Genomic DNA, 21,189 nt, shown 5'->3' on the forward strand with positions numbered 1-21,189 from the left:
TTACCTTAAATAATACTCAACGGTTGAAACCACCCGCACGGTCTTCACCGGGTGTTGTTGCTGGGACACTCCCGGTGCCTGGTCCCGGGCAAGTATCTGGAACACACCCTGATTGGCCCGGCGCAGATCGCCCAGCCCGGTTTTCGCATCCTTGGCAAACTGGCTTGCGGCTTCGCGTGCGGAGGCCGTGGCTTCGGCAATCATGCCGGGCTTGATGTCATTCAGACCGTTAAACAGGTAGGTAGGGCCGCCCGGACCATAATCGGAGGAGAGCACTACGCCGGAATCAACCAGCTCGCTTACACCCTGCGCCGCCTGGCGGATTCTTTCAATATCTTCGCTGCGTACCATCAAGGTCTGGCTGATGATGAATTTCTGCTCGCTATTGTTGTCCTGGTAGGGGTTGGCGCGGGTGTCGGTAACGTCCAGTCGCTGAAGCTCGACCGCACTGTCGCTGATAGCCTGCAGCTTCAGGAACGCCATGATGGCATTGCGGCTGTTGCGGGCTTTTTCCTGAGCCTCGCCGAGGCTGGCTCCGGTGGCTACAAAGCGAATCGGCCAGATGGCCAGGTCGGCACCCACTTCCCGTTCCGCCACGCCTTTCACAGTTACGTAGCGATCACCGGTGCGCAGATCGGTCAGGCCGTCACTGATTAGTGAGGCTGAAATAATGGCGCTGAAACCCAGAATAAGGGCAACAATGACTTTCATGGAGAATCTCCCTGGCAGGTATCTTCAGTGGGGCGTCGGAATCTTGCGGACATCGCCTTGTGTTCGCGTTCTTCATCAAGGAACTCTTCCGGCAGGGGCTGAATGAAGTAGAGAAAGTCGCCTTTGTTGCGGTTTTCAGATAATGGCGCGCGCTCTTCATCCGATGGCCACACTACCGGTGAAATAACCGCAACTGAAACCTCCGGCGCCCGTTGCCTGAGCATGGCAACCGTGCCGAGGTGCTCTTCACTGTGGAACGTACCCGTGGTGTGGATAATCTGGTGGCCGCGATGCGCGTCACGGGCAGCGAGTATTCGACTTGCCATGGTGTTATCCCGTAGCAGTTGAGCTTTATAGGTGTTGTTCATGCGCTCGCGCATGGCGTCATCCGCCGCGCCGTGGCTGCTGGAAATAGCGACCGTGAACTTTTCACGGTAGGCCGGAGTGCCCATAAACGCATTGTCCGGCAACTGCGCCTGGTCAGCGGCAGGCAGCCTTTCCAGATAATCCGGCCCCTTCTGACCGACGCATCGCACGATGGCTGCGGGCGCGTTGGCTGCTATTACCGGAAGACCATGCTGGCGGGCAAATTCCACTAGCGGGCGATAGGAAGCGCGGTAGTTGTCCCAGGCGCTGCTGTCTTCAATCATTTCGGTTTCGCCGGTTTTACCGCTCAGGTAGGCATCAATGGCGGGTTGATTGTCGAAAGTGAACTGCTCCATGGACAGAACTTGCAGCGGTTGCTGGCGGTAGAGCGCGGCCTGGATCCGCGATTGCAGCAGATGGGCAGCCTGGTGGCCGTGATATTCACCAATCACGACCACATCGGTCGAAGCGATGCGTTGAACAAGCGATTCCACGCTCAGCTCGGTGCTGTTTTCGGCATCAATCAGGCGCGCTTCATAGAGGGTTTGTGGTCTGGCCGCGGTGCTGCTGTCGCTGGAATGAATCATGGTTGCACACCCGGAAAGGTTGCTAATTAATAAAGCAAGCACGGCAATGAACAACTTTTTCATGGCAAAATTATATATGATGTACGGCCTCGCTACTTGTAAGTATTCCTAGACACGAGGCCATTATGTCCCATCGCGCCCACCTTTTCTCGTTGCGGATTGCCCACGCTTTCCGTGAAGCCTGCATTGATCAGCCCTACAACAGCCGCCGCTTCCTGCGGGATCTCATGGCGGGCGTTACGGTTGGTATTATTGCAATACCGCTGGCTATGGCCTTGGCGATTGCAAGCGGTGTGGCGCCCCAGTACGGCCTGTACACGGCATTTATCGCTGGCTTTATTATCGCTCTGACCGGCGGGAGCCGCTTCAGTGTTTCCGGACCCACTGCGGCTTTTGTTGTAATTCTATATCCCATAGCCCAGAGCTATGGCCTCGGAGGCCTTTTGCTGGCCACTCTGATGTCCGGCGTTCTGCTGATTATCATGGCGCTCATGCGGCTGGGCCGCTTTATCGAATACATTCCGGAATCGGTCACCCTCGGGTTTACCGGCGGTATTGCGGTGGTTATCGCTACTCTGCAGGTAAAAGATTTTTTTGGCTTGTCTGTTGAGACCATGCCAGAGCATTACTGGGACAAGTTGGCCGTGCTGGCACAGAGTTTTCCCGCGCTGGATACAATGAGCGCGCTGGTTGCTGTGGTTACGCTTGCGGTCATGCTGACCTGGCCGCGCCTGAAAACGCCGGTGCCGCCACATCTTCCGGCAGTCGTGATTGGTAGCCTGCTGGCTATCTGGCTCAACGCCAATGGCGCTGGGGTGGAGACCATAGGATCAAGGTTCAGCTATCTGCTGCCGGGTGGTGGCACAGGTGCGGGTATTCCGCCGTTTCTTCCCGAGTTTGCCTGGCCCTGGCAGCAGGCGGATGCCAGTGGTGAGGCCATCGGGATTTCCTGGAGTATGGTGCGCGAACTCTTACCGGCTGCTTTCGCCATCGCCATGCTTGGCGCTATCGAATCTCTGCTCTGTGCCGTGGTGCTTGATGGCATGACTGGAAAACGCCACAGCGCCAACAGCGAACTGATGGGGCAGGGGATCGGTAACATTGTGGTGCCCTTTTTCGGGGGCATTACGGCCACAGCCGCCATAGCCCGGTCTGCTGCAAACTACCGTGCCGGTGCGGAATCGCCAGTTGCAGCCATGATTCATGCCGTAGTGGTTCTGCTTGCGCTGGTATCACTGGCCGGCGTTTTGGCCTACCTGCCCATGCCAGCGATGGCGGCTTTGCTGATCATGGTGGCCTGGAACATGAGCGAAGCGCCTAAAGCGGTCCACCTGCTCAAGACCGCGCCGCGCAGTGATGTGCTGGTTTTTCTGACCTGCTTTTCCCTGACCGTGGCTCTGGACATGGTGATTGCCATTACCACCGGCGTTCTGTTGGCCGCCGTGTTGTTCATGCGTGAAATGGCCGAGATGACCAAAGTCACCGATATCACCGCCGGCAAACGGGTCAGCGAAGAAAATCTGCCGGCGGGCTGGCGAGTGTTCAAAATCAACGGTCCGATGTTTTTTGCGGCCGCCGACCGGATTTTTGGTGAACTTGCGACGCTGTCCCGAAACGTTGACGGGTTCATTCTGTATATGGACGGCGTTACCGTGCTCGATGCTGGCGGCCTGTCGTCGCTTAATAAACTGATTGCTACTTGCCAGAGCGACGGCACCCGTATTGTTATTGCAGATCTGCAGTCCCAGCCTCAGCGTACGCTGGCGCGTGGCGGCCTGGGGCCGATTGAAGGGGTGCTGCAGTTTACGCCGTCACTGCGGGAAGCTCTGGCGTTGCCTTTGTCATCCCTGGCTCCGCAGAGCTCAATACTTTCAGCGCCCACCGGATCAAACTGATGAAAAAACCCGCCATTCTGCCTTTTCGCGTAGTTGATCGTGTGAAGTTTATTGTTGAGCGCCAGCTGGTAAAAGGCGCCGGGTTCCAGCTGCTGGTGGTAGGTGTTTTTATCGGCCTGATTTCACTCATCGGTGGCCTGCTGGTGGTGCCTCAGGGTGGTGAATTTGATGATCCCGGGTCTGCTGTCTGGTGGGCGTTTCTGCGTCTGACGGATCCCGGCTATCTGGGTGATGATGTGGGCACCTGGCAGCGCTTTGTCTCAACGCTCCTGACCATCAGCGGTTATGTGGTGTTTATGGGCACACTGGTGGCCATTCTTACCCGCTGGTTGATTGCCAAAATGGCGGAACTTGAGCGGGGGCTGACGCCCGTCACCCTGAAAAAACATGTGGTTGTGCTGGGTTGGACCAGTCAGACGCTGCCACTGCTTTCCGAACTGCTGGGCTCACCCGGCCGTATGCGCCGATTTCTGGAAAAACACGACACCCAGAGATTAAACCTGGTGGTGTTGTCGGAAGAGGCATCGGCGAAACAGGTCCATGAGCTCCGCAATGAACCTGGCATTGGGCGCCGCGCCCGGCAGATTATCTTGCGCTCCGGTTCCGCCATTCAACCGGATGCCTTGCACCGGGTCGCCTGTCTTGATGCAGCGGCGGTGATTGTGCCCAGTGCGTTATACGAAGCGGGAAGCTTGATAACCTCGGATGTGGAAACCGTTAAAGCCCTGCTGTCGATCGTGGCTCAGGCCAGGCAATACCAGGCGTCTTTGCCCTTTGTGGTCGCCGAGATCCAGGATATCCGTAAGCTTCCAGTGGTTGAACGGGCCTACCCAGGGCCTGTTGAAGTGATTGCCGGCAACGCGACTATCAGTCGTTTGATGGTGCAGAACGTGCTGCATCCGGGATTGTCTGAGGTCTATAACGAATTGCTGGCCGCTGATGAGGGCAGCGAGATCTTCGTGCGCGGTGGAGAAACTGCTGAGGGTCTGACCTTGGGAGAACTCGCGACCCAAAGACCTCATGCGATCGTTCTCGGCTTACTTCACCCTGTCGCCGGCAGTGGCTGGAAAGTAAATTTGCTGGCCCCGACAGACACCATCGTTCGCCACGAAGATCGGGTGGTTTTGCTTGCCAGCGATTACCTCCACACTGGGGCAGATCCGAAAGCGGAGCCGCTGAAAGGGGTTGATCGAGGGAGCGTGCAGGCGTCAGAGCGCAAGGCGCAAGGCACTAATCGAGTACTGGTGCTGGGCTGGAATCGCCGGATACCCAGTTTGTCGGCTGAATTTTGTAGTTACGGCGGTCGCAATTTTGAGCTGGACATGGTGTCTGCCCTGCCGTTGGAAGAGCGGCAGCGGGAGATTGCCCGGTACGGCGTTGATCTGGAAAAGATTAACGGCCGCTTACTGGACGCCGATTACATGGTGGAAGACGACCTCAGAAAACTGGACCCTGCCAGCTATGATAGCGTCATTCTGTTGAGCAGCGATCGTATCGGTTCCGGTGAAGAAGCCGATGCCCGCGCCATGGTGGGTTACCTGCAACTGGAAGAAATTCTGTCTGAGTCACTGCACAGGCCGCAGGTGATCATGGAGCTGAGCGATCCCGCTAACCGGCACCTGCTTTATGGCCACAAGAGCGAAATGCTGATTAGCCCGATGATTCTGAGCCACGTTTTGGCGCAGGTCGCCCTGCGCCGGGAGCTGCGGGTGGTGCTGGACGAGCTGTTCACTGTGGACGGAGCCGAAATCCAGTTCCGCGATCCTCAAGATTACCCGCTGCCGGCCAGTGCCGATTTCCAGTTGCTGGAGAAGATCGTCGCCGAGAGGGGAGAGATTGCGTTGGGTGTGTTCCGGGCGGCTGCCAATGAGCGGGGCAGGCATCTGCAGATGAATCCGGAAAGAAAGCAATTTCTGGGGCTGCAAACCGAAGACCGGATTGTGGTTTTATCGCCAAGTTGAGGGGCGTCAGTTGCCGGTGTAACGTGAAGCCTAGTCAACGTGCTCCAGCGGCACCGTGACATCTGATGTGGTGACCCCGCCGGAATCGTAAGCCAGGCCGACAATTTCCTCCGGGGCAAACCAGGTCACCACAACCACCGTGATGTAGCCAATAATCATGAACCAGTGTCGTGGGTAGCCAAAGATGGTACGGAAAACCCCCATGGCAAAGCCGAATGAGAGCAGGATGGGTACCGACCCTCGTTTGGCAAACTGGTGGACAGGCTTTTGCCCATAGGAAAAATGGATAACTCAATACCCTGCAGGAACAGGGCAACACCCACGGCGACAATCAACAGGCCAATGGCCATGCTCAGGGTGTTATCCGGCGTTTGGTGCAGGACAACAAACTGGAAGAACACAACAACGACGACAATCGGGAACAGGTTTTTCAGTGTGTGTAGTAGTGAGTGGCCGAAAGCGCGGAAATAGTACACTGACTACCCCTGTAATCCGTGGATTTTGGGCCCATAAGCTTGGTCAAGTGGCTGAATCATAGCATGTTGCAGGGTACATGAAATGACCGGGCTCAATGGTGGGGCAGGGCGCAAGTCCGGGAGTTTTTGGTATTCATAAGAAAAATGCCGAAAATACATAATATAAATTTCAATTATAAATCGGAAGCTACTAGAGTATTCGACATCGCAGGCAAACCATGTCGCGCTTTGCCCGGAATTCAGTCACCAGAACACGCCGTTAACATACAAAGGATCGAGACCATGCCTTACGCTAAAGACGTCGATACCATTGCTTCCATCCTGAAGCAAAACCCGACCTGGAACGCTATCAACCCCAAGCATGCTGCACGCATGCGCGCCCAGAACAAATTCAAGACCGGTCTGGATGTCGCCAAGTACACGGCGAAAATCATGCGTGAAGACATGGCGAACTACGATAAAGACACGTCGCAGTACACCCAGTCCCTGGGTTGCTGGCACGGCTTTATTGGCCAGCAGAAGATGATTGCGATCAAGAAGCACTTCGGTTCCACCAAACGCCGTTACCTGTACCTGTCTGGCTGGATGGTTGCTGCCCTGCGTTCCGAGTTCGGTCCGCTGCCTGACCAGTCCATGCACGAGAAGACAGCTGTTTCCGGGCTGATCGAAGAGCTGTACACCTTCCTGCGCCAAGCTGATGCATGGGAACTGAACCACCTGTTCCGCGATCTGGATGCCGCTGAAAAAGCTGGCGACGATGCCAAAGCAGCGGAACTGATCAAGCAGATCGACAACCACGAAACTCACGTTGTGCCGATCATTGCCGACATTGATGCCGGTTTTGGTAACGACGAAGCGACCTACCTGCTGGCCAAGCAGATGATCGAAGCCGGTGCTTGCTGCATCCAGATCGAGAACCAGGTTTCTGACGAAAAGCAGTGTGGCCACCAGGACGGTAAAGTAACCGTTCCTCACGCCGACTTTCTGTCCAAGATCAACGCTGTACGTCTGGCGTTCCTTGAGCTGGGTGTTGACGACGGCGTTATTGTTGCCCGTACTGACTCACTGGGTGCTGGCCTGACCAAGCAAATCGCGGTAACCAACGAGCCGGGCGACCTGGGTGACCAGTACAACAGCTTTATCGATGGTGACGTCATCGAAAACGCTGCAGACATCAACAACGGCGACGTTGTGATCAAGCAGGGCGGCAAACTGGTTAAGCCCAAGCGTCTGGCATCTGGCCTGTTCCAGTTCAAGGAAGGCTCTGGTGAAGACCGTGTTGTTCTGGACTGTATCACCAGCCTGCAGAACGGCGCTGACATGCTGTGGATTGAAACCGAGAAGCCGCATGTTGGCCAGATCGCTGCGATGGTAAACCGCATCAAGGAAGTTGTTCCCGATGCCAAGCTGGTTTACAACAACAGCCCATCTTTCAACTGGACCCTGAACTTCCGTCAGCAGGTATTCGACGCAATGAAGGAAGAAGGCAAGGACGTTTCTGCCTACGACCGCGCCAAGCTGATGAGTCAAGAGTACGACAGCACTGAGCTGGGCAAGCTGGCCGACGAGTGGACAGCTAATTTCCAGCGTGACGCTGCCCGTGAAGCAGGTGTATTCCACCACCTGATCACTCTGCCGACTTATCATACTGCGGCACTGTCTACTGACAACCTGGCCAAAGGCTACTTCGGCGAAGAAGGCATGCTGGCTTACGTTAAAGGCGTACAGCGTGAAGAGATCCGTCAGGGTATCGCCACCGTTAAGCACCAGGATATGGCCGGCTCTAACATCGGTGACGACCATAAGGAATTCTTCGCAGGTGATGCTGCGCTGAAAGCCGGTGGTGGAGACAACACGATGAACCAGTTCTAAGCGAACGGCTTACTGTGTTCCTACTCTCGGGCCTGTTCCGAGGGTAAAAACCCCGCAGCTGGAAATAGCTGGCGGGGTTTTTGTTTTTTTACCAGACTGTCTCGTTCCTGAAACAGTCCCTGCCTCCGCGTAAAAGATAGATAAGAAGAACTTATATAATCATAACGCCAAGCCCTAAGATGGAAAGGCGGCGCTTTTGAGGCTGTTTTCCTACAAATATTTCCAATAATTAATACCACCAACTAGTATTAGTTGAGGCTGACATGCTCTCTGGCAGGTTGTTTTTTGTATGGACTGCGGTTCCTGCGCTAGGTCAACATTAAATGGAGTTTTAACAATGCCCTGTATACCCAAAGCCAAGCTTTATAGTTCCATACTCATCGCCGCCTGGGCAGCTGGCCCGGTTGCCGCTAATACCATCGATGATAAAATAAAACGCCTGGAACAAAGCCTGAATAACCAGCAGGCACACATTGTTGAACAGGAGAGGAAACTTAACTCCCAGGCCACTATTATTTCCGAGCAAAAGAAAGCGCTGGATAAGCAGCGCCAGGATCTGGACCAGCTACAACATGAAATATTACTGGACAGTCGCGGCCGCGGCCGCGCCGATAGCGACCGGGCCCCGCAACCAGCACCGGCAAGCCTGGCCCCTGCCAAGACCCAGCAACCAACACCAGCAGGCCAGACTCCTGCCCAGGCCCAGCAACCAGCACCCGTAGGCAAGGCTCCGGTCAATACCCAGCAAAGCAAACCTCAGGTCGAATCACTGGCAGATATCGGCGGTGTATTAACACCCAAGGGCAAATTGGTTCTCGAACCCTCAGTGCAATACACCCACTCCGACGTCAATCGGTTAACCTTTCGCGGTATTGAAATTCTCAGCTCCTTGGGGATTGGTCTTCTCGAGGCGGTGGATGCCGACCGGGACACGGTGATCGCATCCCTCACAGGACGCCTGGGATTAACCAATCGCCTGGAACTGGAACTCAAGGTACCTTATGTGTACCGCAATGATGAGGAGACAGTTGCGATTCCTCAGGTGGAAGAGACGAATATTTCAGACAGTCTGTACGGTGACGGTATGGGAGATATTGAAATTGCCCTGCATTACCAGCTCAACAACGGTCTGGACGGCTGGCCGTTTTTTATCGCCAACGCCCGAGTAAAACTAAACAATGGCGAAGGTCCGTTTGATATTCCCAGAACCTCCGAAGGTATTGGTACGGAACTGGCAACCGGCAGTGGCTTTTATTCCTTCGAACCCAGTATTACCGCGCTGTTTCCTTCGGCACCGGCAGTATTTTTCTCAAACCTCGGTTATCTGATAAATTTTGAAGAAGATATTGATAAGACTTTTGGCGAGCAAACCATTGGCAAGGTCAAGCCAGGTGATGCCGTGCGCTTCAGCTTTGGCATGGCCTATTCAGTCAATGAGCGGGCAGCATTTACGCTCGGTTTCAAGACCGACTTTATTCAGGAATCAGATACCGAAGTTAACGGCGTCACGCTGAACAGCTCTAATCTGACGATCGGCTCCATGTTGATGGGCTACTCCTACCAGTTGACCAATGACGTCGGCATTAACCTCAACCTGGAATTAGGCGTTACTGACGATGCGCCCGATATGTTAGTGACCTTTCGGGTACCCTTCACGGTCGGCTCCCTGTGGCGCTAAATAAAATACAAACAGCCCGCTCTTGGGGCGGGCTGTTTGTAAGCAGACGAATCAAGGTTCTATAGACGCCCTGATGGGCATCTACCGTTTACTAAACATCCCTCCGGCTAATTTACTCAATGCGGCCGCTTTGGCTGCATTACCAGCGCTCTTGGCATGTTCAACTTCGATCTTGACATTGAGCTTGTGACTGGCCTTCACACTTGAAGCGTTGCTGATTATCGCGCTGATAGCAGCATCCTGCGTCAGCTTATGAAGCGCCGCAGTAAATCCCTTACTATTGTTGATCACCACACCACTATAACCGTTGGAATTATTGATACCGTCCAGCGAGATATCCATAGGTGCAAGGTCAGACACCGAAACGCCGGTGTCAGGGCCAACCAGCACCGCAGTGGTGGCATCTGTCGTTGACACAGCTGAAGTTGTTCTCTCCGAATTGCCTGTTGAAGTGGTGGCACCTGCAACATTGGAATTGCTGGCTTCCATGATGCCGGTATCATTCAGCACCGCCAGATTACTCAGCATCTGTGAGACGACTTCGGCCCCCCCAGAGGTAATGTTGAAGACCGTATCCAGCTGAATGCTGTCAATCACCGTGCTGAGTGTGGCGCCGAACTTCATGTCCAGACCCGCAAAGGTAAAGCCACCGCGCATCTCGCCCATTTCATCAAGGTTAATAACATTCACGCCCGCATAGGCGTCGCGCAGCACAACCGCCGCCGGAAGAGGTGATTGACTCAATATGTGCCCCCCCTGTATTTCGGCAGCTAATGGTTGCGTGACCAAAATCAGCGAGCTACACATCAGACACGCTGGAAGGCTTTTGTTTGCGTACCTTAAAGTTTTCATGGTCATTTACCTAGCTCGTTGCGGCCAGGCAGACTCAGCAGCATTGGCCCAATACCCGCTCGGCTTATTCCCTGCTCAAGAGGGGATTGGGGGCGAATACGCCAATCTCTGTCACTGTTGAAATTCTCTCTGGCAATATTGACATGCGATCTGGCACCCAGAATGGAGCCATTCCAGATTGATTCAAAATGTGCGCGCGGAACAACAACCGATCCTACCGCCGGGTCGGCAACCAGCACATGATTTTCATCTACCCCTTTGACTACCACAAAATGCAGGTAGCCCTGGGTATTAATTAATGTAATCCCCGGCATCCCGATTTTTATCAGCCTGTCCAGGCTCATTTTAAACCCGTCTGAACGAAACCCCCGGTTATCCAGGTAGCGTTTCATATCCAGCATGGAGAAGCCGTCTGCTTGAATTTTTGCGCGATTACCTACTTTGATCATCGCTTGAAAAACGTCTTCTTCATCAGTAGGCATGTTGTAATGATAAGTCAGCAAGGTAGCAACGGCGGCCGAACCGCAACTGAAATCGTATTTCTGCTGTATTACTGAATCCCAGCGCATTTCCTGCAGACTTTTTGTGTGTAAGTTAAAAGCACCAAAAGGACTGGAAATATTGACCGCCCCCGCCGTCGCCATCACGGGCGCTAGTGCTGCAACCATGGTAGCGACTGTAAACATGAGTGTGCTAAACACAAGTTTCATTTAACGTCCCCGTTGTTTACTTGCCACTGCCATCATCCTTGACGCCTTAGGCTATGATCAGGCCTCATAAAGATCACCTGTTCTTTATGAATCTCTTATTCAGCCACGTAGATACTGATACCTACCGCCGAATTAACCGCGTTATTGTGTCCAGTAAAAATATTAAACAGACCTACACCTTCGAAATTGTCCAGTGCATGTTGCTCAATGGTTATTGCGCCTGTGGTCATGGTATTGGCATTAAAGGAACTGTTACTGACTGACGCATCCAGCTCCTGAATACTTTGCACATTGGTCAAGCTATCCCGACCGCTCAAGCTGGCAAGTTCGTTTGCGCCCATCGCTTCCAGGGACGATTCCTCCCAGGATTCGATCTGCGTCTCGGCCGTCACAGGCCCGGTAATGAGGCTGGAAAAAGCCAGCACAAAAAACACGCTGACCAATCTGGTAATTAATTTGTCCATGACCCTTTACTCCTTCTGTTTCAGCAGTGAGGGACCAATCAGGCTGGCGGGTCAAAGACCCGCCAGCCTGATTTCCTGGTTACTGAGTACCACCACCACCAGTAGTACCGATGTTAACGTTGCTATGAGCAGCTACGTTGGTTGCGGACAGCTGGGAGTTATACATGCCGGTTGACAGGTTCATATTGGCAATACCGCCAAATACGCCTGAACCCACAGTCATAGTGGCCGAGCCTGTTGCTATGCTACCGCCAGTTCCGGCACCGCCAGCAGCGCCAGCTCCGCCATTACCACCGGCGCCACCTGCACCGCCAGTAGCATTTACAGCCCCACCGGAACCGGCTAAGGCATCAGCTGTGCCGCCAGCGCCGCCAGTGCCGCCGTTACCATCGGCTGTGCCGCCATTACCGTCAGCTGTGCCGCCATTACCATCGGCGTTACCACCTGTGGCAGTACCCGCTAGACCATCGGCTGTACCGGATGTAGCGCTACCCCCGTTACCATCGGCTGTGCCGCCAGTGCCTCCGTTACCGTCGGCTGTACCACCAGAGCCAGCAACTCCGTCAGCTGTGCCGCCAGTGCCGCCAGTGCCATCCGCCATACCGCCAGTGCCTGTGCCAGCTGTACCACCATCACCACCACTACCGTCCTGGGTAGTCGCGTGATTGTTGGTTTGGGTAGCAGTTCCTGCAGGAGGAATGTCGTTGGCATTACTTTGTGGGTTGTTGTTGCTGTTGCCACCAGAGGCGTAGCCGCCATTGGCATCACCGCCGTAGCCATCGGCATTTCCACCGGAACCATCGGCATCACCAGCACTACCACCCGCACCATTGGAATTACCACCGGCACCGCCGTTGCCATTGGCATTGCCACCGTTACCGCCGTTGCCATTGGCGTCGGCATAACCGCTAGCGCCACCGTTGCCATTGGCGTTGGCATTACCACCGGCACCGCCGTTGCCGTTGGCATTACCGCCATTGCCATCAGCATTACCGCCATTGCCATCAGCATCGCCACCATGACCGCCGCTACCACCGTTGGCATCGCCACCATAGGATGTGCCGTTAGCGTTTCCGCCGTTAGCGCCGGTGGAAGCATCACCGCCGTATCCACCATAACCGCCAGTACCACCGTAAACACTGATGCTGTTACCGGTTACATTGGATTCCAAAGTCTGGTAAGCAATGACTTCGGTCACCTCGTTGAAGGACTCACTCCAGGCGCTGGCGCTACCACCCGCCCCTGCTGTGCCTCCAAAGCCTTCTGCACCATAGGCACTGCCTGAAGCAGTTGCATTGCCGCTACCGTTACCGCCATCGGCCATGCCACCGTCGGAGGAACCAGCACCGCCACCACCGCCAGCACCGCCAGCGCCATTGGCGTCGCCACCCGCACCGCCAGCACCGCCAGCACCGCCAGCACCGCCACCACCAAGACCGCTGGTAGTGTTACCGCTGCTACCGCCAGAACTTGAACCAGCAATCCCGCCATCGCCGTTGGCGTCGCCACCATAACCGCCATCGCCACTGCCACCATTAGCGTTACTGGTGTTAGCGCTGCTGCCATTGGCGTTTACATTGGCATCGTTAGTGCCACCGTAGCCATCGGCATCACCGCCAGTGCCACCGTTAGCAGTAGCGGTAGAATTCACCGTGTTTTCTTGACTTTCTCCGAAGTTGAATTTGTTGATCGGGTTGGCATTGACGTTGGAGACAGCCAGTACCAGACCCACTAGCGTGGACCCTGCAAATACTAAAGATTTATTCATTGTCCTTCTCCCTAAGATATCCTGCCAGACCAAAATCATCTGATTTTTTCATCTAGCTAGCTAGCGTGAACAATGTGATCCCTTTTGTTCTACTGCGCACATTGCCCGATGTTGCATCTATTGATACGTTAAATGACGCAACAAACGAAGCAACACTAAGTATTACGCATATTGCGTGCCCAAATAATTAAACTACCTATTATTAGGGGCTTGTAAGATTTCCAGAGATGCTCACCTACAGGCAATGTAAAAAATGATGACGGACATATTGACGTATATCTCCATAAAATAGTTGCACGCGACTGATTTACAGGCGCTTTACCTTTCAGCGACACTTGCAGGCTTCATCTGGAAAAAAAATCGACATGTAGTATTAAGTGAAAGTACCTTTATCTTCGGCGCTACTTTTTAACGCCAAGCATATCAGCCCGAATGTTTCATAAACCGTCCGGATAAGCACTCAATTCCGCAGTCGAAGCGCCCGCCTGGGCCGGACATGAGAACGGCTCTTATCAAGAGGTTCATCGTCACCTCCGGGGCCGCCAAACCAGCCCCTTGAATCGCTTACTATTTGAGCAATGCCGACGCCCATGCGTGCGCAAGCCTTTCGAGGCCAGGATTGAGATGAGCGCCGGCGGCGGCTCAGCCGGTGTTTGGCGAGGCGGGCGTTGTGGCAGCGGGTATCGTGCAACTGGGGGGGCGAAGTCGGATGACAAGGCTCTGCCCTCAAAATCAGCCCGTACGGTAAAGCCGGCAGGGCTTTGGCTGATCCGGGCCAAACCGCTTTTGAAGCTATTCCGGTTATTTTGATGATAAGTTTGTGATCTTGCCACTGACAACCAAACAAGCGGTCTCCTTCCCATCATGGCAAACCTCCACTGGGTGGTGCCTCGGAAATAGGACTGCCAGTCGTTAAGAATTGCGTTGATTAACCGGTTACGGCAAATGCGCTGGCACACTGCCCTGCGTGACCCGCTATGACATGCTAAATTCAGCCATGAATATTGTTTATATTCTTCTTATGCAGGCATATTTTGTGACATGAAGAATATAGGTAAGACTATACGGGCAGTTGCGAAATACGGATTTTGTGTATGAAGTAAAACTATAAAGCTGGCTGACATTTCCATGGAATCTGTCATTGCCCCGGAGTGCCTGACCACGAGGCTTTGTTATATTCTGTTATCCACCCAGTAACAGGAGATCGCCCTTGAGTATGGAGCAAGGCATTGTATTTGCGGTGCTCGGAATCACCCTCGCCATGTTTGTATGGAACCGCCTGCGTTTTGATGTGGTGGCCATGCTTGCCCTGCTGGCCGTCGCCATTACAGGGCTGGTGCCAACCGAAGAGTTGTTTGCCGGCTTTGGTCATCCAGCCGTGATCACCGTGGCTGCCGTTCTGGTAATCAGCCAGGGGCTGGTGAATGGCGGCGTGGTGGACAACATCGCGCGCCTGTTGGGGAAAATTGGCCACCGGCCTACGCTTCAGGTGCTCACGTTGACCAGCGTGGTAGCTCTTTGCTCCGGCTTTATCAACAACGTGGGTGCGCTGGCGTTACTGATGCCGGTAGCAATCTGGATGTCCCGGGAAGCGGGGCGCTCGCCTTCAACGCTGTTGATGCCCCTGGCCTTTGGGTCTCTGCTTGGTGGCACTATGACTCTAATAGGCACGCCACCCAATATCATTATTGCCTCCTATCGAGAAGGCGGCACCTTTGGGCTGTTCGATTTTGCTCCGGTCGGCGTAGCAATTACGCTTGCTGGCATAGCCTTCATTACGCTGGTCGGCTGGCGTTTAACGCCTCGCCGGGAACAGAATTCGGCTGATGCGAAGCTGTTCAGTGTTGGCGAATATCTGACGGAACTTCGCCTGCCAAAAGACTCAGTCCATGCAGGCGCCACGTTGCACAGCCTTCTGGCAGCAGCGGGAGACGAAGCGGACATTGTTGTCCTTGCCCTAATTCGCGACGAGAAGTTACAGGCTGTTCCTTCTACCTATAAAATTCTGCGTGAGGGGGATGTGCTGCTGGTTGAAGCCGATACCTCCAGCTTGCAGGTGTTTCTCGACAAAACGAAGCTTGAGCTGGCCCATCAGGCTGTCGAAGATGAAGAAACAGACAAAAATGAAAACAGCGAAGAACAAAGCGTTAGTGACACCCGCGACGGAGATGGCAAGAGCAACGACAAGTACGACGAAGATGCCTCCGTCCGGATAGCAAAAGGCGAGCTGCATCTGGTGGAAGCCGTTATTGCTCCAGAATCTTCTCTGGTAGGGCAGACGGCTAACCGGCTGAAGTTACGGGAACGCAACCAGCTGAACATTGTTGCCGTGGCACGGCTGGGTTACCGGCTAAAGCAGCGGCTTGGCGATATAAGGTTCAATGCTGGCGATATATTGCTGGTTCAGGGCTTTGAAGATTCTCTGAGCGGAACCCTGGCAGAGCTTGGCTGTCTGCCGCTGGCGGAGCGAGGGTTGAGGCTGGGCTCTAGCCGAAATACTGCAATGGCATCCGGCATCTTTCTGGCCAGTATTGCGGTCATTGTTACAGGCCTGCTCTCGGCCCCCGTTGCTCTGGTGGCCGGGGCTGTTGCCATGGTACTCGTAAACCTTATGTCTGCGGCGGAGGCCTACAAAGCAATTGACTGGTCGGTGATCGTTTTGCTGGCGGCCATGATACCGGTTGGCCAGGCCATGGAAACCACCGGTGGCGCTGCTCTGATAGCCTCACAGATGCTGGTGTTGGGTGAGAACCTGTCAGTTGCTTCGGTGCTGGTAATGGTGCTGGTGGGCACAGCGCTGTTGTCCAACGTAGTAAATAATGCAGCCGCTGCCATTGTGGTCGCGCCTATTGCCCTGAGCCTGGCCAGCGAACTGCAGGTCCCCTCCGATGCGGTGTTGATGGCGGTTGCGGTTGGCGCCTCCTGCGCTTTCATGACACCCATTGGTCATCAATCGAACGCCCTGGTTATGGAGCCCGGAGGCTACGAATTTGGCGATTACTGGCGTCTGGGCTTACCCCTGACGGCAATCGTCACGCTCGTCGCCGTGCCTGTGATTATGCTGGTCTGGACCTGATAGTATTAAAACGAGCCAAACTTGAGGAATCGTGATGGAGATGGAGTTCATGCAGAAAGCTGAGTTACTGGCAGAGCTTGCTCTAACGCGGCAGCGCACGCGTGAGCTCATTACATCGCTGGATAATCAGCAACTGGAAGTTCCCTATCACCCGGGCGTCAATCCGCCGCTCTGGGAAATGGGGCATGCGGCTTTTTTCTATGAAGTGTTCGTTTTCAACCTTCTTGATGGTGATGTCAGTTTCGATCCAGCCATGGACGAGCTCTGGGATTCGTTTCACATCGACCATAAGGATCGCTGGCGCCGTGATCTGTTTCCCGGACTTGAAAGCACTCTGGCCTATTTCGATCACGTTTACGACAAGATGGCGGAGCGCATTGAGCGAAGGCCACTGAGCGATCGCGAACTGTACCTTTGTCGCTACGCCATATTTCATCAGAACATGCACATAGAATCGCTGGTGTGGTGCCGTCAGACTGTTGGTTATGCGCCACCCCCCGGGGCAAACTTTTCACGCCCCGCCGCCAATTCTTCAAACGAGCCCCTGAAACAGGATGCGGTTGTGCCCGCGGGTAGCTGGCTGATAGGCATGCCAGGCGACTCGCCGCAGTACGCGACTGCCGACTTTGCATTCGACAGTGAAAAACCCCGGCACGAAGTAAGCCTGGATGAGTTTGTGATTGCCCGCTGCCTGGTCAGCAATCAGGAGTTTATGGCCTTCGTAGAGGATGGCGGTTACCGAAAACCTGAGCTGTGGTCTTTTGGTGGCCAGAAGTGGTTGGGAACAGAAACAGACATAGCGCTGGTGCACGGGGAAGTAGAGCCCATACTGATGGCGCCAAGGCAGCCGCTATATTGGCGCAAGCATGATGGCCAGTGGCAAGAACGATTATTCGATCAATGGCTGCCATTGAATCCCGATGCACCGGTGACCCATGTCAGCTATTGGGAAGCAGAAGCCTACTGCCGTTGGGCGGGGCGGCGTTTACCTACAGAGCAAGAGTGGGAAGTGGCGGCGCTCGGTAACCGACCAGGTGAGCCGTTCCAGAGGTATCCCTGGGGTAACGAGCAGCCAGGACCTGTTCACGCAGATATGAACGCCAGCGGCATGGCGCAGAACCCGGTAGCCGATTACCCGGCGGGTGATAGCCCTTTTGGCTGTCGGCAGATGGTTGGCACAGTATGGGAGTGGACCAGCAGTCAGTTTTTTCCTTATGACGGCTTTCGCATAGATATGTATCCGTTCATGTCCACGCTTCAGTTTGGTGATCACAAGGTCAGTCGTGGGGGCAGCTGCGCCACGTCGTCCAGCCTGATTCGTGGCACTTATCGCCAGGCCTATCTGCCCCAAAGAAATGACGTTTACACCGGGTTCCGAACCTGTGCTTTGCCCGGTGGCTGAGTTCAGCTGGCTTTTTCTGAAGCCAGTGCCGGTATTGCCGGAATCCTGTCGAGAAGGTGGCTAGCCAGCGCTACGCCGGTTTCGCTCATGGTCAGGTAAGCATCGTCGGCACCCGCTTCACGAATGCGCTCGGCTTCATCGGCGTACATGGTGTGGGCGACGATGTAGCCGGTAAAGCCCAGTTTTCGCAGCATTCTTGCTGCGATCAGTTTCCCCTCTATATCGCTCATGGCAAGAATAACCGCTTCCACGGATGGCATGTGGAGCGCTTCCCAGAAGGTGTTGTCTTCGGCATCAGCATAGACAACGTTGCGTCCTTGGGCCTGGTGTCGTGCCACCTTGGGGAGGTCAGAATCCAGTGCCATCAGCCTTGCTTCTGAGGTTTGCAGCCAATCATATGCCGCCGTGCCGGTTCGCCCCATTCCCATCACCAGAACGCGGGTATCGCCAAGGGAAACGGGTAGCTCATCGGGGTGCCGCCGGTGACTTTCGAAGCGCACAAGACGATTGCTCAAACGCTCATACAGTGGGTGTGCGATCCGGTTTAACGGCGCGGAAATCAGAAAAGACAGCGCGACAGTGATTGCCAGAGGCACCAGCCACTCGGGCAGCGCAATGCTGGCAACAATCAGCCCGAACTCACTATAATTGGTGAGCGCCAGCGAGGTCAGAAAACCGCTGCGGGCGCGCAGGCGGAACAGCAGCATCAGGAAGAAGAACAGAATCCCCTTGAGGGGCAGCACCAGCGCAGCCACCACGGCAAAGGCGATGGCATTGGTATCGGGCAGGCCACCTATGCCAATCTGCAAAAAAAAACCAACCAGAAAGATTTCCTTCACGCTCCACAGAGATTTTGCCAGCTCCTGGCTGCGGGGGTGGTTAGCAAGAATGGCGCCGAAGATCAGGGCACCCAGTTCCGAACTGAGCCCGACCGCTTCAAAACCCATGCCGCCAATAACCAGCGCCAGCAACATGCCCAGCAGAACCAGCAATTCGTCATGGCCACTGGCATCCAGCAGCTTGTACAGCAGTGGCCGTAGCAGTGGCAGGCCGAACACAATCAGTGCCCACTGCGAAGGCGTCTGGCCGGCTGCCAGGCTCATAACAAGCAGTGCAATCAGGTCCTGAATGATCAGGATGCCAATGGATACCCGCCCGTGGAAGGCCCTGAGCTCGCGCTTGTTTTCCAGCACCTTTGCGGCCAGCACAGTAGACGAGAATGACAGGGCAACGGCCAGCATAAAGGCCACGTACCAGGTGATATCCAATAGCAGGTAAAAACCGGGCGTAAACACCAGGCAGGTGATGCCAAAGTGCAACAGGCTGCCGCCGATCACTTCGGGGCTGATAATCGATCTCAGCTTGAGCTTCAGGCCCACGGTAAAAAGCATGAGCAGAACGCCCAAGTGCGCGATGTGGGCGAGTGCCGCTGTAGGTTCTGGATAGATAGGGATGGATGGGGTGGACGCAATAGCGCTGAGAACGAAACCTGCGCCCAGGTAACCGATTAACGGCGGCAAGCCAATGGCTTTGATCAGTAGGCCGAGAGCAAACGCCAAAGAAATCCAGATAGCTTCAGGCATGAGAGATTCTTTCAGGGGTAGCGGATCGGATTCCTGTCAAGGCTACCTTGTTTTATCTGACCGTTGAAGTCGATAACAACAGAACTTCGTTTAAGTGCATCTTACCCGGCTTTTGACGTGAGGGTTTTGGCAAACTCAAAAAACAGACGGGCTGATTCTTCCGGTGCCTCAATCATCGGTGCGTGGCCAATCCCTTCCAGTATCTCCAGCCGTGCGCCGGGAATCGCCTCCAGAAAGGCTTCTCCGTTACGATAGTCCAGAATGCGGTCTTCTTTACCCAAGATGATGAGTACCGGGTCTTCAATGCGTTTAATGGTGTCGCCATTGTTGGTTTCGGAGTTCCGCAGGTACGCAATGTCCAGCTCGCCCAGGGTAATGTTGTCCGCTTCAAGGCCCGCGGCGAATGCGCTTACATTACCCAATAAAAAAGCCCGGTCATTGGCCGGGCTTTAGTTTGAAGTGCGTCGTTACGATTTTTCCCGGGCAATGGCGCGGTATGCAATGTCGTTGCGATAAAATGCGCCATCCCAGCTTATTTTTTCTGCGAGTTTATAAGCCCGCTGCTGGGCTTCAGTCACGGTGTTGCCCAATGCGGTTGCACAGAGTACCCGGCCGCCACTGGTGACCACTTGGCTATCGCTGAGGGCGGTTCCTGCGTGGAATGCCTTCTCGCCCTCGGTCTCGGTTTCCGGCAGACCGAAAATAGCATCGCCTTTGTTATAGCTGCCGGGATAGCCTCCCGCTGCCAGAACAATACCTACGGCGGCGCGTTCGTCCCAGTCGGAACTGCACTGGTCCAGCTTGGCGTCGATGGCGGCTTGGCAGAGTTCAACAATGTCGGACTTCATACGCAGCAGGATGGGCTGGGTTTCCGGATCGCCAAAGCGGCAGTTGAACTCGATAACCTTGGGTGCTCCGGCAGTATCAATCATCAGGCCCGCATACAGGAATCCCTTGTAGGGATGGCCTTCGGCTGCCATGCCGCGCACCGTTGGGTAAATAACCTCATCCATGATGCGCTTGTGCACTTCAGCGGTTACCACAGGGGCAGGAGAGTATGCTCCCATGCCACCGGTGTTCGGGCCGGTATCGTCGTCGCCTACGCGCTTGTGATCTTGAGAGGTGGCCATTGGCAACACATGCTCACCATCCACCATCACAATAAAGCTGGCTTCTTCGCCTTCCAGAAACTCCTCAACAACGACACGGCTGCCGGCGTCGCCAAAAGCGTTGCCTGCCAGCATGTCGCGGACGGCATTCTCGGCCTCTTCAAGGGTCATGGCCACGATGACGCCTTTGCCGGCGGCAAGGCCGTCTGCCTTGACGACAATGGGTGCACCCTGTTCACGGACATAAGACAGAGCTTTATCTACATCTGTGAAGTTGCCGTAGGCAGCAGAGGGGATCTTCTGGCGAGCAAGGAAATCCTTGGTGAACGCCTTGGAGCCTTCCAGTTGCGCCGCACCGGCGCTGGGGCCGAATACGCGCAGGCCGCGTTCTTCAAAGAGATCCACAATGCCCGCCACCAAAGGTGCTTCGGGGCCAACGATGGTAAGGCCGACGTTGTTCTCAGCGGCAAATTTCGCCAAGCCTTCAAGATCCAGCACGTCAATGTTGACGTTTTCGACACCCGGCTCGCGGGCAGTGCCGGCGTTGCCAGGTGCCACGAAAACCGTATCCGCATCCGGAGACTGGGCCGCCTTCCAGGCCAGTGCGTGTTCACGCCCGCCACTGCCGATTACCAGAATGTTCATATCTCACTACCCTATACGTTTACAAAGTGTCGTA

General features: G+C 54.9%; 15 protein-coding genes and 1 pseudogene. 6 read left to right on the forward strand and 10 right to left on the reverse strand.

Going from position 1 to position 21,189, the window contains the following annotated elements:
* The gene (locus ACN0V1_RS12670) at window positions 1-711 is read right to left on the reverse strand and encodes an SIMPL domain-containing protein (protein WP_417545340.1); all 711 of its coding nucleotides are present in this window, start codon (window positions 709-711) and stop codon (window positions 1-3) included.
* Window positions 708-1,664, reverse strand: coding sequence for a ChaN family lipoprotein (locus tag ACN0V1_RS12675; RefSeq protein ID WP_417545341.1), 957 nt, complete (start codon window positions 1,662-1,664; stop codon window positions 708-710). Before ACN0V1_RS12675 ends, ACN0V1_RS12670 begins: the two co-directional genes overlap by 4 nt.
* Before the next feature lie 125 nt (window positions 1,665-1,789).
* On the opposite strand from ACN0V1_RS12675, the gene dauA reads away from it, so the two are divergent.
* A complete protein-coding gene (gene dauA, locus ACN0V1_RS12680) occupies window positions 1,790-3,559 on the forward strand; it encodes a C4-dicarboxylic acid transporter DauA (RefSeq protein ID WP_417545342.1) in 1,770 nt (589 codons plus the stop codon).
* Window positions 3,560-3,573: 14 nt separating this feature from the next.
* Entirely contained in the window at window positions 3,574-5,520 is a 1,947-nt protein-coding gene (locus ACN0V1_RS12685; protein WP_417545434.1) for a CASTOR/POLLUX-related putative ion channel, read from the forward strand.
* 30 nt (window positions 5,521-5,550) lie between these two features.
* On the opposite strand, the pseudogene ACN0V1_RS12690 reads toward ACN0V1_RS12685, so the two are convergent.
* Window positions 5,551-5,996, reverse strand: a pseudogene (locus ACN0V1_RS12690) (DUF1538 family protein).
* A gap of 282 nt (window positions 5,997-6,278) precedes the next feature.
* On the opposite strand from ACN0V1_RS12690, the gene ACN0V1_RS12695 reads away from it, so the two are divergent.
* Together ACN0V1_RS12695 and ACN0V1_RS12700 are read left to right on the forward strand one after the other, a co-directional pair.
* Window positions 6,279-7,868, forward strand: a complete 1,590-nt coding sequence (locus ACN0V1_RS12695) for an isocitrate lyase (RefSeq protein WP_417545343.1) — start codon at window positions 6,279-6,281, stop codon at window positions 7,866-7,868.
* A 337-nt stretch (window positions 7,869-8,205) separates the two neighbouring features.
* Window positions 8,206-9,546 carry a transporter gene (locus tag ACN0V1_RS12700; protein ID WP_417545344.1) on the forward strand — a complete coding sequence of 447 codons (1,341 nt, stop codon included), beginning with the start codon at window positions 8,206-8,208 and terminating at the stop codon, window positions 9,544-9,546.
* A gap of 81 nt (window positions 9,547-9,627) precedes the next feature.
* Here the strand turns inward: ACN0V1_RS12700 and ACN0V1_RS12705 are convergent, their stop codons facing one another.
* From ACN0V1_RS12705 to ACN0V1_RS12720, 4 genes are all read right to left on the reverse strand, one after another.
* Window positions 9,628-10,404, reverse strand: a complete 777-nt coding sequence (locus ACN0V1_RS12705) for a hypothetical protein (protein ID WP_417545345.1) — start codon at window positions 10,402-10,404, stop codon at window positions 9,628-9,630.
* On the reverse strand, window positions 10,401-11,108 hold the full coding sequence (locus tag ACN0V1_RS12710) for a C39 family peptidase (protein WP_417545346.1): 708 nt from the start codon (window positions 11,106-11,108) through the stop codon (window positions 10,401-10,403). The genes ACN0V1_RS12705 and ACN0V1_RS12710 overlap by 4 nt, the downstream gene beginning before the upstream one ends.
* Window positions 11,109-11,203: 95 nt before the next feature.
* A complete protein-coding gene (locus ACN0V1_RS12715; protein ID WP_417545347.1) occupies window positions 11,204-11,572 on the reverse strand; it encodes a hypothetical protein in 369 nt (122 codons plus the stop codon).
* Window positions 11,573-11,651: 79 nt separating this feature from the next.
* A complete protein-coding gene (locus tag ACN0V1_RS12720) occupies window positions 11,652-13,340 on the reverse strand; it encodes a hypothetical protein (RefSeq protein ID WP_417545348.1) in 1,689 nt (562 codons plus the stop codon).
* A gap of 1,210 nt (window positions 13,341-14,550) precedes the next feature.
* Between ACN0V1_RS12720 and ACN0V1_RS12725 the strand changes: the two genes are divergently transcribed.
* Together ACN0V1_RS12725 and senA are read left to right on the forward strand one after the other, a co-directional pair.
* Window positions 14,551-16,416, forward strand: a complete 1,866-nt coding sequence (locus ACN0V1_RS12725) for an SLC13 family permease (protein ID WP_417545349.1) — start codon at window positions 14,551-14,553, stop codon at window positions 16,414-16,416.
* 34 nt (window positions 16,417-16,450) lie between these two features.
* Complete coding sequence (gene senA, locus ACN0V1_RS12730) at window positions 16,451-17,818, forward strand: selenoneine synthase SenA (protein WP_417545350.1); 1,368 nt, start codon at window positions 16,451-16,453, stop codon at window positions 17,816-17,818.
* Between the two features lie 2 nt (window positions 17,819-17,820).
* On the opposite strand, the gene ACN0V1_RS12735 is transcribed toward senA, so the two are convergent.
* From ACN0V1_RS12735 to purD, 3 genes are all read right to left on the reverse strand, one after another.
* A complete protein-coding gene (locus ACN0V1_RS12735; protein WP_417545351.1) occupies window positions 17,821-19,401 on the reverse strand; it encodes a cation:proton antiporter in 1,581 nt (526 codons plus the stop codon).
* A 101-nt stretch (window positions 19,402-19,502) separates the two neighbouring features.
* Window positions 19,503-19,823, reverse strand: a complete 321-nt coding sequence (locus ACN0V1_RS12740) for an alpha/beta fold hydrolase (RefSeq protein WP_417545352.1) — start codon at window positions 19,821-19,823, stop codon at window positions 19,503-19,505.
* 45 nt (window positions 19,824-19,868) lie between these two features.
* Window positions 19,869-21,155 (reverse strand): phosphoribosylamine--glycine ligase, encoded by a 1,287-nt coding sequence (gene purD, locus ACN0V1_RS12745; RefSeq protein ID WP_417545353.1) that lies wholly within the window; start codon window positions 21,153-21,155, stop codon window positions 19,869-19,871.
* Between the last annotated feature and the right edge of the window lie 34 nt (window positions 21,156-21,189).

It is taken from the genome of Marinobacter sp. (assembly GCF_048266785.1).
GTDB lineage: Bacteria > Pseudomonadota > Gammaproteobacteria > Pseudomonadales > Oleiphilaceae > Marinobacter.